The 11,545-nt window shown below is 71.7% G+C and carries 11 protein-coding genes and 1 pseudogene; 8 read left to right on the plus strand and 4 right to left on the minus strand.

Translation table 11 applies throughout. From position 1 onward, the window contains the following. The first annotated feature begins 321 nt into the window (after positions 1-321). The gene (locus KRAD_RS20180; protein ID WP_157873665.1) at positions 322-1,281 is read left to right on the plus strand and encodes a S41 family peptidase; all 960 of its coding nucleotides are present in this window, start codon (positions 322-324) and stop codon (positions 1,279-1,281) included. 167 nt (positions 1,282-1,448) lie between these two features. Here KRAD_RS20180 and KRAD_RS20185 read toward each other — a convergent pair whose 3' ends face one another. Then, the gene (locus KRAD_RS20185) at positions 1,449-2,147 is read right to left on the minus strand and encodes a hypothetical protein (RefSeq protein WP_012087516.1); all 699 of its coding nucleotides are present in this window, start codon (positions 2,145-2,147) and stop codon (positions 1,449-1,451) included. Between the two features lie 521 nt (positions 2,148-2,668). Here KRAD_RS20185 and KRAD_RS20190 point away from each other — a divergent pair. Next, positions 2,669-2,893: a hypothetical protein gene (locus KRAD_RS20190; RefSeq protein ID WP_157873666.1), complete on the plus strand. Its 225-nt coding sequence runs from the start codon at positions 2,669-2,671 to the stop codon at positions 2,891-2,893. 152 nt (positions 2,894-3,045) lie between these two features. On the opposite strand, the gene KRAD_RS20195 is transcribed toward KRAD_RS20190, so the two are convergent. Further along, entirely contained in the window at positions 3,046-3,645 is a 600-nt protein-coding gene (locus KRAD_RS20195; RefSeq protein WP_049821317.1) for a hypothetical protein, read from the minus strand. Between the two features lie 167 nt (positions 3,646-3,812). On the opposite strand from KRAD_RS20195, the gene KRAD_RS25755 reads away from it, so the two are divergent. The 4 genes from KRAD_RS25755 (at position 3,813) to KRAD_RS20210 (ending at position 6,610) form a co-directional block, all read left to right on the plus strand. After that, entirely contained in the window at positions 3,813-5,366 is a 1,554-nt protein-coding gene (locus KRAD_RS25755; protein WP_157873667.1) for a hypothetical protein, read from the plus strand. Between the two features lie 118 nt (positions 5,367-5,484). Next, on the plus strand, positions 5,485-5,736 hold the full coding sequence (locus KRAD_RS26675; protein ID WP_203417628.1) for a GNAT family N-acetyltransferase: 252 nt from the start codon (positions 5,485-5,487) through the stop codon (positions 5,734-5,736). A 12-nt stretch (positions 5,737-5,748) separates the two neighbouring features. Next, entirely contained in the window at positions 5,749-5,997 is a 249-nt protein-coding gene (locus KRAD_RS26680; protein ID WP_203417784.1) for a GNAT family N-acetyltransferase, read from the plus strand. Between the two features lie 169 nt (positions 5,998-6,166). Beyond that, the gene (locus KRAD_RS20210) at positions 6,167-6,610 is read left to right on the plus strand and encodes a hypothetical protein (protein WP_012087520.1); all 444 of its coding nucleotides are present in this window, start codon (positions 6,167-6,169) and stop codon (positions 6,608-6,610) included. 147 nt (positions 6,611-6,757) lie between these two features. Here the strand turns inward: KRAD_RS20210 and KRAD_RS24640 are convergent, their stop codons facing one another. Continuing rightward, the gene (locus KRAD_RS24640; protein ID WP_157873668.1) at positions 6,758-7,399 is read right to left on the minus strand and encodes a hypothetical protein; all 642 of its coding nucleotides are present in this window, start codon (positions 7,397-7,399) and stop codon (positions 6,758-6,760) included. A gap of 305 nt (positions 7,400-7,704) precedes the next feature. Beyond that, positions 7,705-8,448 (minus strand): RNA polymerase sigma factor, encoded by a 744-nt coding sequence (locus tag KRAD_RS20220; RefSeq protein WP_157873669.1) that lies wholly within the window; start codon positions 8,446-8,448, stop codon positions 7,705-7,707. A gap of 227 nt (positions 8,449-8,675) precedes the next feature. Between KRAD_RS20220 and KRAD_RS20225 the strand changes: the two genes are divergently transcribed. Together KRAD_RS20225 and KRAD_RS27270 are read left to right on the plus strand one after the other, a co-directional pair. Further along, positions 8,676-9,401: a hypothetical protein gene (locus KRAD_RS20225; RefSeq protein ID WP_041292261.1), complete on the plus strand. Its 726-nt coding sequence runs from the start codon at positions 8,676-8,678 to the stop codon at positions 9,399-9,401. 1,695 nt (positions 9,402-11,096) lie between these two features. Then, a pseudogene (locus KRAD_RS27270) lies at positions 11,097-11,519 on the plus strand (EAL domain-containing protein); the annotation flags it as partial. Positions 11,520-11,545 lie beyond the last annotated feature (26 nt).

Raw genomic sequence — 11,545 nt, forward strand, 5'->3', positions numbered from 1 at the left:
CATCACCGAGGCCGACGTGCTCCGCTCCACCGCGGGCTTCCTCGCCGACCTCGACCCCGGGACCGGCTACCTGGACCGAGCGCCGCTGCGGTGCGCCGGCTCCGTCACCGGTGGGGGCAGCCCCAGCCGCGGACGGCACGTGGGCAGCAGTACCCGGTCCCACCAGGTGGCTGTCGCCCTCGCCGGCCCGCGGACGGGTTCCGGACCTCGGCGGCGCCGCGGCGTCACCGCAGGCCGGCGCACCGACCGCGCGCCCACCGCAGGTGCGTCGGCGGACTCGACGGGTTCCCCCGTCCACCCGCGTGCAGCACAGTGCTCGTCATGCCCACCACCGACGTCGAGACGTACGCCCGGCGGGCGCTGCGGGCCATCGAGACGCGCGCCCTGCACCTGGACCGGGCGAACTGGCCGGAGCACCGGGCTGAAGTGCTCGGTGCGGCGCGCACCGCCACCCACCCCGCCCAACTGCACCCGCTGCTGCGCCAGGCGGTGCGCCACGCCGGCGGCGCGCACAGCGGCCTGATCGAACCGGGGCGGCGCTCCCTCTTCGACGCGCAGGACCACCCCCTGCCCACGGCACGGCTCATCGGCACCACCGCGGTGCTGAGCCTGCCGGCCTGCCCCGCCGGAGCGCGGGGGGCGGACGCCTACGTGCGCGCCGCCGCAGCAGCCCTGCACCACGTCGGCGAGCGGGCCGGCGCCGCCGGAGCGCGTGGCTGGGTGGTGGACCTGCGCGGCAACCTCGGCGGCTCGATGTGGCCGATGCTGGCTGCCGTCGCGCCGCTCCTCGGTGGCGAGGGACGGATCGGTGCCTTCGTCGACCGCGACGGGCACCGCACGCCCTGGCGCCTCTCGCGCGGGTGCGTGGGGACCGCGCGCTGGGCGTTGCGCCGTCGAGCGCTGGCTCGGTGCAGCGACCCGCGCCCGCTGCCGGGGCCGGTGCTCGTGCTCACCGACGAGCGCACCGCCAGTTCCGGCGAGGCCGTGGTCGTGGCCTTCCGCGGCGCCCCGGGTGTCCGCTCGTGCGGGCGAGCCACCCACGGCTCCAGCACCGCCAACGACGTCGTCGTCCTGCCCGACGGGGCGACGCTGCTCATCACCTGCGCTGCGCTGGCCGACCGCACCGGCACCGTGCACACCGGCCGCCTGCACCCGGACCACCCCCTCCAGGGCACCGCACGTACCAGCGGTCCGGCGCCCGGTGCCGCCTCGGGCGGTGCCGACGCCGCCGGCCCGGCCCCGGACGAAACCCTGCTCAGGGCGCTGGAACTGCTGCCCTGAGCACCGCGGAACCCGCGGGATCGATCGAGGGAACCGTGTCAAGCTCCGCCTGCGCCAAGCGCCGGCCCCGTGGTCGTGCCGCGGACGTCGTGTTGTCGTGCCGGTGCCCGCCCGGCCGCTCCGCACCCACGACGAGCCTGGTCGAACGGGGTGCAGGACCGCCGCTGCTACCGGCCCGCCCCGGTGCTGCTGCCCCCCGCTGACCTCGTCGGGGAACCACCGCGACGTGAACGCCCCGCCCACCGGCGGCGCACCAGCAGCACCACCGCCACGGCCGCCGTCGTCAGCACCAGCCACCGCGCCAGCACCGCCTCCGGGTGCACCGGCTGCACCGGCGGGACGTCGAAGCCCGGGGCCAGCACGATCACCTGCAACGCCGCCCCGGCCGGCACGACCAGCGCCGCCAGCAGCCCCACCCGGCCCGGCCGGCGCACCAGCGCCCCGACCGCGCCCAGGGGGCCGCACAGCAGCACGCTGGCGACCAGCCAGATCAGCAGTTCGTCCACGTACCGGGCGAAGGGCTCAGCACGCAGGATCGAGTCGCTGACGTAGTACGTCAGGACCGCGCCCCCCGCGGCCAGGGACCCCGCTGCCGCGCCGACCCCCACCGCCCCACGCGCTGGGGCGCCGCCCGACGGAACTGCTCGGTCCGGTACCGCCGGCGCGGGGGTCGTGGCCATCCAGCCGGCCGCGACGGCCAGCGCCGCCCACGCCCAGCCCGCGTTGAGGAGGTAGCTGGCGAAGCGCGCCACCGACTGCACCACCGGCTCCTCGCCCGGTCCACCCGAGGCGTTGGCGGAGGAGTCCACTGCGCCGAAGGTCATCCCGATCAGGACGGCAGCCACCAGGCGTGGGCGGGTCCACATGCGATCACGCTACTGGGGCTCTCCTCGACTCGTGGTCGTTCCGCCGACTGTCGCCGAGGGACCCGCGCGGCTGGTGGTGGCGTCTGTGATGTCTCAGGACTTCGGTGACAGTCTCAGGTCTGAGCAGGTGCCGGCCGCCAACGACAGCGCGCACCACGCGGGATGACCGGGCGTCCGCTGGGCTGGGCTTAGGCACGGTGACACCGGGAATGCCGGTACCCAGCGACGGCTTGTAGAGGGTGGTTGATCCGCTGCATGTCCCCGGGCCTCACCTTCAGCCGCCTTGAGCGGCCTTCCGCCGAGAGGCGACTGCCGGATCGACCACTACGTCACGGCCGCCGGGCTACTCAGCCCGGCGGCCGTTGTGCGTCCCGAGCGGGTCAGCGCCGCGCTGAACGCGGGATGACCGCGCGTCTGACCATGCGCCGTGGTCCTCCGATCACTCGGGGTCATCCATAAGCTGATCGCACCGCCACCAACGGAGGATGGAGCTCGTGGTCCCGTCGGGCAGGGTCGATCGCATGACGCAGCGACGCACCCCGCAGCAGACGGCACCCTGGACGCAGAAGCCCGCGACGTGGATCGCCTTGGCGGTGGCCTTCCTGGCGCTCTCGACACCGCTGTGGATCGATGCCCTCAGCGGAGAGAAGACGCTCGGCTACCTGCCGGCTGCGGCCTTCACCGCGGCGGCTGCCTGCTTCGTGGTGCAGGCCCGCCGCAGCGCCCGGCGGCGGCTGGAGCGCTGAGCTGTTGGTGCGGCCACCGGACCCGCGACGTGTGGCGCGTAGACGCCCCGGACTGCTGGCCAGAGGGTGGGCCCTCACCACGCAGATCGCGGGATGACCGTGCGTTCCCCGCGTCGGGAACGGATGCTCCGGCTGCTGGGGCTGCCGCTGCCTCAGCGCCGCTGCGCTGCCTCCTCCTCCTGCGGAGTCAGCAGCCACCGCGCGAAGCAGCCGCCATCCACTTCGGTGTACCAGCGAGCGGTGACCTGGAAGGTGGTGGCCGGCGCCACGGGTAGCCGTAGCCCGGCCGGAGCGTGGGCTGCTTCGGCACCGGTGACCGGGTGCGGCTTCAGCGTGGGGAACGGGCCTGGCGCCGAGTCGATGATCGGGCCGCTGTGCTCCCCGGTCCCGTCCAGCGCGGCGTTGTAGAGCACCAGCTCTCCGGTGCAGACGGTGAAAGTGCCCCCGGACTCGTCGTCGTCATCGAGGGGATGCTCCAGAGCGGCCTGCAGCACCGCCCCGTAGTCCTCGCCGGAGGCCTGCACGATGCGGATGTGCTGCTGGTCGCAGAAGACCTCCAGCCAGCTCTCGTCGTTGACGGCGCCGTCGGGGGCGATGAGCCCGGCGCTGCCTTCTCCCACGGGGGTGCTCGTCACGCTCTGGCCCAGGTCGCAGAGGGGCTCGTAGTGGTCGTGGCTGAACCCGGCCCAGGAGGCCAGGTGGGGGGCGTCGAGGGCGAGGTAGATCTCGCCGTCGCTCCAGAGGCGACCCACGTGCGTCCACATCGGCTTCGCTCCCTTCGTCGAGGTGCTAGTCGCACCGGCTGCTGCGAACCCAGCCGCCACCCCAGCACGGCAGCCGGTGTTTGCATGATCTCGCACCTTGATCGACGTGAGGGCGCATGCGCGACCGGCGGTAAGACAACAAGGGGCGGCCACTCGTGATCACACCCGGAGCGCGGGATGACCGTGAAGTCGTCCCGTCGGCGGCTCCCGCTCGCGATGATCGTTGGATGCGGACGCTGCGACCGAATCGGATGATCGTCGCCTCCTCAGGGGTGTGGGTGCTGGATGAGCGGCAACCGGTGGCGGCGGTCCTCGATCCCGATACCGGGGCTGTGCGCCGACTGGTGTCGTGGGCGCAGTTGCCCCCGCCATCTGCGGGGGAGGACGTGGTGGTTTGCGCCGATGAGGACGGGTTGTGGGTCCAGCACTCCCGCCGCGGTCCGCTGGTGCGGGTGGACCTGGACGGGGTCGCTACCGCGGTGTGGACCCAGGGCCTGGTCCTGGCCGCCGCCGGTCCCGGGGGTGCGTGGTGCACCTCCCCGCCCCCGGCGCAGGAGCTGGTGCGCGGGGGTGAAGCTGAGCCAGTCATCTTCGCCGGCGGCGCGGCTCTGGCCCGGGTGGAGCGCGACGGCACGGTGCGGAAGGTGTTCACCGACGCACCCGTCAGTGCGCTGGCCACCACCGATGAGGCGTTGTGGGTGCAGCTGGACGTCGAGCCGGCGGCGCTGCGCGAGCTGGGCGCAGACACCTACGAGGGGACCTGGTCCAGCCGTTGGGTGCCGCTGCCCTGGACCGGTGATCTTCCGCAGCGGATCGAGGCGGTGGGCGGGCTGCCGCAGCCACCGTCGACTGCGGTTGCCGTCCGCCCGGGTGGGGTGGGGCGCTGGTCCGGCTACCTCTACGACCCCGACGTCGATGCGGACAGCGAGGAGGTGGTGGAGGCGGCTGGATCGTCGTGGCGGATGGGATGGCAGCCCGAAGCAGTGGATGTGCAGGACGAGTCAGAGGGTCGCCGCCCTGGCCGGGTCGTCGCCGCGGCCTTCGCGGTGCCGGATCCCCTGGGGGTGCCGGATCCGCGGGTGGAGGGGTTCAGTACCGAACCGGTACGGGTCTTCCAACTCGGCAGCTATGGGATCAGTGCCGCGGCCGGGGTGGGTGAGCACCTGGTGGTGGTGACCGGCGGGCCGCCGCCCTCGCTGGAGCCCACCCGGGACGGGTCAACGGCGGGTGGGTCGGAGGCGGAGAGGCGTGCAGGACCGCGGGATCGGCCCACACCGTGTGTCGTGGCGCTGCATCCCGGTACCAGTGAGCTGCGGCTGTGGTTGAGCGGGGACGAGGTCGACATCAGCGACCTGTGCTGGCCGCTGGTGCCCCGGCCGTTGGACGCGGACTCCTACGCCCAGCAGGTGCTGACGTCGTGGAGCCGGATGGACCGCTACTGGCAGGGTCCCGATGGCTGGCACCCGTTGACGAGCGGGGTCAGCGGCAGCCGGGCGCGGCTGATCGGGGATTGGCCGGCGACGCGGGTGGAATTCACCTTCGACTACGCGCCCCGTCCAGGGGTGCGGGTGCGGCGCTTCATCGCCTTGTTCGACGAGTTGGGAGCCATCGAGTACCCCGAGTACGCCGACGTCGGTCTGATGGAGGACCTCGACACCGAACGGGTGCCGCCGTTGACGGACGCCCGTGACGGCTTTCTCGACATGTGAGGCGCTACGGCTTGGAAGATTGGAGACCGCACGGACGGCGGGATGACCGTGAAAGTGACGTGCCGCCTCAGCAACCGCCGTGCACGATGGGCCGGTGCCGCAGCCTCTGCTCGTCCCCGTGATCACCGGTGAGTCCGTCACGTTGCGCCCCTTCGAGGCCAGCGACGTCGGCGCGGTGCTCGAGGCGACGACGGATCCATTGATCCCCTTGATCACCAGCGTCCCGGACACCGCGGACAGCAAGCTTGCTGCCGCGTTCGTGGGGCGTCAGCACGAGCGGGCGGTGACGGGCGTGGGCTACTCGTTCGCGGTGGAGTCCGGGTCGGTGTGCGTCGGGCAGATTGGCCTGTGGCTGCGCGATCTGGACTAGGGACGGGCCACGATCGGCTACTGGATCCGGCCCAGCAGTCGCCGGCGGGGCCACGCCGCGCAGGCTTTGGGCGCTTTGACGCAGTGGGCGTGGAGACTGCCGGAGGTGCACCGCCTTCAGCTCTACATCGAGCCGAGCAACGTCGGGTCGTGGCGTACCGCCGAGCGGGCGGGGTACGTCCGAGAGGGGCTGCTGCGTTCGTGGGAGGTCGTGGGGAACGAGCGTCGGGACATGTTCATGTACGGGATGGCGCGGCAGTAGCGAGCTGACCGCGGCCCTGCTGCAGTGGACTTCGTGCCTTGCATTGGCATCGGGGACCGCGCGCACAACGCGGGATGACTGTGCGGTCGGCGGGATGGCGTCTCACTCCTCGGCGCGCAGCGGGGCTGAATCGCCTGCGCAGGGGCGATGGTCGTGCCACGGTGAGCGGATGAGCGCCGCGTCCGGTCACCCGTCGTCTCGTCCCGACCTCCTGCTGTTGGCCCTGGTGGGCCTGCCGGTGGTGGGGGCGGTGCTGACGCTGGCGGTGCAGCTGTACCTGGCGACCTGGGGTGGCGTCGACGTCGACGTGGTCTGGGTGCTGAGCACTGCGCTGTTCTGCGGGTGGGGGCTGCTGCCGTTCGTTGCGGCGATGTTGGTGGGGATCAGCGTGTACCGGCACTGGCGCAGCGCGGCTGCGGTGGCGGTGCTGGGGCAGTTGCTGCTGGTGATCGGGACGGGGTGGCTGCTGCACGATGTCGTGGCGTCTGAGTCCTCCACCGCGGTCCTGGGTCTGATCTTCGCGCCGCTGCTGCAGGGTGCTGCGGCCGGAGTGGTGATGGCGGGCTCGGTCGGGGTCGCCAGGATGCGGCGTCACGCTGCACGGACCCTCTGAGCGTCTCCACCGCCGACACCTGCGGGCACCTACAGGCACTTGCGAGCACCTGGGGAGAACGGGGAGGTGCGTGGTCGCTGCGGGGGGTGTGTTCGTCATGGACGACGACGCGTTTCGCGCAACCAGCGGAATGACCGTGCGTTTGGCTCAGCCGGTCTGGAACTCACCAATGACGGTGACCCCATCGGAGGTGTAGACGGGGATGGTGCGCGGCGCCAGCGGATGCGCCTCCTGCCAGGCCAGCGCCTGCTCGGGAGACGTCGGCATCGGCTGAGGGTTGAGGTCGCGGTTGTAGGCGTAGCCCTGCTGCCCGTTGGTGGCCCACACCGCGACCAGGTCGGGAGTGCTGCCGTCGTCCTTGACGACGCCGTAGGTATCGCCGTTGGCGTTGGCGGCCCAGTCGGTGGAGGTGCGGGTGGAGTAGGTGCTGGTCAGTGACCAGCGGGTGCCCGGAGCGGCGGTGATCGTGGTGCTTGTCTGCTCAGGCTGCAGAGCCAGCGTGTAGCCGATCTCACCAGCGCCACCGTCTCGGGCGATGTCCTCAGCTGAGCAGCTCCCTCCGGCCCCGTCGGCGAAGGTGAAGGAGCCCGAGGTCAAGCAGGTCAGGACTAGCTCGACGCTGGTGGTGCCGGCGGGGCGCTGGCCCAGGTCGATGGTGGCGGTGCCGGTGTGTACGACGGTGCTGGCCGGGGCGCGTAGGACGACTTGGTCGGCTCCGGGCAGGGGCAGGACGCCGGCAGCGACCGCGGCGCCCCCACCACCCAGCCCGGCCAGGATGAGAGCCCCCAAGGTCAGAGTCCGACGACGGGGCCACCCCCCACGGCGACGGGAACCGCGACCTTCCTGGCGGCTCAGTCGACGGTGTCCGGCGGACTCATCGGTGCTGGTGGCGGAGTTGCTGGTGGCTACTGCCTGCTGTAGGTGGCTGCGCAAGGCCGCCCGGAAGGTGGGGTCCGGCGCCGGGCCGTTCGACGTGGCCAGGCGCGCACGCATCTGCGCGTCGAAAGCGGCGTCACGGGCGCCGTCGCGGGTCGGGTCGCGCGTCAGGTCGCGCGTCAGGTCGGGGATCGGGTCGGGGGTGGGATGCTGCTCGCTCATCGGTGCTGTCCTTCGGGTGCGTGCAGGTGGCCGGTGACCGAATCAGCTGGGGGGCTGGCTGCGGGACCGGCGGCGGGGTGGGCCACGGGGTGGGCCACGGGGTGGGCCACGGGGTGGGCCGCGGGGTGGGCCGCGGGGTGGGCCGCGGGGTGGGCCGCGGGGTGGTCGGCCAAGGCGGTGCGCAAGCGGGTGCGGGCGCGGTGCAGACGGGTCTTGGCCGTCCCGGCGCTCAGGTGCAGAAGGTCCGCTGCTTCGGCCAGGGCGTAGCCCTCCAGGACGACCAGGGTGATCAGCTGCAGGTCGACTGGCTTCAGTGCGCGCAGCGCGCCGGTGAGCTCTTCGTCGTGCAGATGACCCAGGCCGCCCACGCCGTTCAAAGCGGTCTCAGCTGCGTCGGGGGTGGTGTCCTGGCGGGGCAGGCGTCGCAGGAGGTCGCGGTGGCGGCGGGTGCTGCGTTGGGTGTTGCGGGCCAGGTTGGTGGTGGTCACCAGGAGCCAGGGCAGGACGCTGCCGTGGACGAGGTGGACGTGCTCGCGTCGGCGCCACAGCTCCAGGAAGGCCGCGGCGGTGATGTCGTCGGCGTCGGTGCCGCTGGCGGTGCTGTTGGGGGAGCCGACGGGGACCAGGCGTGAGGCGTGGCGGTGGACGCGGGGGTGGTGGCGGTCGAAGAGGAGAACGAAGGCGTCGGGGTCACCGCGCAGGCTGGCGGCCCAGTGCGCGTCGTCGGTCTCGGTGTCCACGTCTCCTAGTGTCTTGAGCAGGCCCGATGGTTCCACGCATGAGCGGCCAATCTGCCGCCGCAGTGATCGACCTCAGCTCATCCTGATCTCGGCACAAGCGTGAGGTCGCAGCCGTCCATGATCGCGCGCTGAGCGCGGGATGACCGCGCGGTTCGAGTGCGGCGCCATGAGTGTGAACTTGAGCCTCCATGGCCGGGCCCACCGCCCGCTCACGCGATCATGAGCGGGTGAGCGAGGGCAGCAGTGGCCGGCGTACCTGGGCCGTGGCCGAGATCGACCTGCCGCGTACCACCGCTGAGCAGGTCTGCACCGCCTTCCTGGACGTGATGGCCGAGCCGGCGCCGTGGGCCTGCATCGACGCGTGGAGCGACTACCGCGATGAGCTACCTGCCGAGGTCGAGCACGCCCAGACCGCGTTGCAGCAGTTGCACGCTCATCGTGACGGCCAGGACACCGGCATGGGCATCGGTATCGACCGCAGCGACCCTGCTCAGGAGGCGCTGTTGCGTACCTACGCGGCGTGGTCCATCCATGTGGAGCTGCTTTCGGCGGCGGAGCAGGAGGCCCTGGTCACCTTCCACGACGGGGCGTCGTCCATCACCGCGGAGCTGACCGGCACCGAGGTCGAGCGCTTGCGCGAGCGGCTGGCGGGCGTGGCTTCGGTGGAGCGGCTGGAACGGTTGCACGCACAGGCGAGGGTGCGGCGGGAGCAGGAACGGTGGGAGCGTCGGGCTCAGCGGAAGCAGCAGTGGCTGGCGCGGCTGGGGTGGTCACCGCAGCGAGACGTCCGCCGGCAGGAGGAGGAGCTGCTCTGCGCGGAGTGCGGGCATCCGCAGGGTGCTCATCCGGGGCCAGGTCAGCGCGACCTGAAGGTGTGCGCAGTGTGTGTCTACGAGGAGGACTACGAGCTGCGGGAGGAGTCGGAGATGTGCCGGCGGGCCTACCCCGGCTGATGCGAGTCACCGCACCGCGGGATGACCGTGCGCCCGCGCACCGCGGGATGACCGTGATGTCCGGGTGCCAATGGGGTGACTGGCGTGGTGCTTCCGGGAGTTGGATCACTCGGGAGGCTGCCGCGGCACCTGAAGGTCGACGAGGACCGCGTCCTCCCCGCCTGACCTGACGTTGCCCAAGGCCGCCGGTGAGGGGGCGGTCCGCCACACGCGGTCATCGAAGTCCCACCCCGCACCGGTCACCTCCCGAAGCCGCAAGGTGCCCGGGATGGCCGACCACGCCTCCATCGCCTCGCCGGCCGGACCGAGGCCTTCGACGACACTCAGACGTCGATCCAGGCTGATGACCCGTGTGCGCACCACTAGCCCCGACAGTTCGTCAGCGTCGTAGAGCGGTTCTTCGCTGGGTGTGACGTGCCACTGCGCCTGCAGTGGCCGCGTCGCACCCCGCCCCGCGCTTCGGCAGGCACCACCACTTGAGGTGGCAAGGCGTCCACGTCGAGGTCCTCGTCCAGGGCCGCCAAGCCGTAGACGTCCTGCGGGTCTGAAGGGCGGAAGACCATGCGGTAGCCGTTCAGAGGCTGACCCACGGTTGGGCGTGGCGCCCCGCCGCGGATCTCCCAGCTGTCGATGTAGCAGCGGAGCACCGAGCTTGGTGTCTCTGCGGCTTCGGTGGAGCGCTTCACGCTGAAGACCCGCGCACTCGGCAAGTCCAGAGCACGAAGGCCCCGGGCGCGGGTTACCCGACTCCGATCACGGTAGCGGAGTCGAAGATCATCGGGGTAGCAGCCCGCGACTCGGAGACCTCGCGGTCTTCGCCAAGAGCGTGAAGTCGGTGGCCACCATGATCGCGCACAACGCGGGATGACCGTGAAGTCGGTGCATCGGTGCCTCATCCCGGCGAAGCGCCCCGCTGGGCCGTGCTGTCGCTACCAGGTCGAGGTCGCCGGGGATTCTCCTGCTCCTCCTCACCGGGCGGCAACGCGACGCTGGCACCCTGCCCCTCCCCCTTCGAGGCAAGGCGAAGCAGGTCCGAGAGCTGCTCCACGGAAGACTTCGGGCACCCCACCCGCATCCAGTACTCGGCTCGAGACAGCGCCAACGTCGCCTCGGTGAGTGCTGCAGAGAGCCGCGCAGCTTCCTCTAGCCCCATGGACAGGATGATCGTGGACTCGTGACGTTCCAGGTGGACCATCGACGCCTACCTCTCCACTTGCGGTGATGACCGGCGAGTCGACGACGACCGCACTACAGCTTCCCATCCGGTTTTCTGGGCTCCCAGTGATCTTTTGGTCATCGTCATGACCGTGACGTCGTTGACCGTGAAGTCGAGGCGGTGCGGGTGAGCCGCTGACGGCTCCGGCGGTGCTGCTCGTCCGGCAGCCCGGGAGCAGGGAAGTGTCACCACCAAGCCCGCTGGAAGTGTCACCGATGTCCTGATGCGGAACCGTCACCGATGTCCTGCGAGATGACAGGTGGTGGTGTCGTGTCCGGGACCGTCACTCGATCGATGATCGATCCGCGTCGTGGACCTGCCGTTCCAGGGTGCGGCGCGTCGTCGGTACCGCACCGCTGCGGGCAGGGCCCTCGGGGTGCGCACGACGTGAACCCGCCGCGCAGGAGGGACGGGGGAGGGGTGGGGCGTTCCTGCCGCTGGCCGAGGCCAGCGGGCTCATCGTGCCGCTGGGGCGGCAGGTGCTGACCCTGGCGTGCAGGCAGGTGGCGCTGTGGCGGGCGCAGCTGCCGGCCGCTGCGGACCTGCGCGTGGTCGTCGACGTCTCCGGCCGGCGGCTGGGCGAACCCGACACCGTCGACGTCGTCGCCGAGGCCCTGCTGATCAGCGGTCTGCTGCCGGGTGCGCTGGTGCTGGAGCTGACCGGGACGTCCCTGGCGGGGACCGGCGCGGAGGTGGACATCGCCCTGCAGCGGATCCGGGAGTTGGCGCTGGCGTTGGACGACTTCGGCACCGGTTGCGCCGGTTCCAGCTACCTGCAGCGCTTCCAGCCCGACATCGTCGAGATCGACCGTTGCTCCGTCGCCGCGCTGGGGCGTTCCGCGCGCGACGACCTGCTGACGCACTCGTTGGTCGGGTTGGGCCTGCAGCTGGGGTGCGACGTGGTGGCCGAGGGGGTGGAGACGATCGA

Source organism: Kineococcus radiotolerans SRS30216 = ATCC BAA-149 (genome assembly GCF_000017305.1).
GTDB classification, from domain to species: Bacteria; Actinomycetota; Actinomycetes; order Actinomycetales; family Kineococcaceae; genus Kineococcus; species Kineococcus radiotolerans.

Excerpts from the sequence above, each read along its gene's own strand:
- KRAD_RS20180 (WP_157873665.1), top strand. The coding sequence starts at position 322 with ATGCCCACCACCGACGTCGAGACGTACGCCCGGCGGGCGCTGCGGGCC.
- KRAD_RS20185 (WP_012087516.1), bottom strand. The coding sequence starts at position 2,147 with ATGTGGACCCGCCCACGCCTGGTGGCTGCCGTCCTGATCGGGATGACC.
- KRAD_RS20190 (WP_157873666.1), top strand. The coding sequence starts at position 2,669 with ATGACGCAGCGACGCACCCCGCAGCAGACGGCACCCTGGACGCAGAAG.
- KRAD_RS20210 (WP_012087520.1), top strand. The coding sequence starts at position 6,167 with ATGAGCGCCGCGTCCGGTCACCCGTCGTCTCGTCCCGACCTCCTGCTG.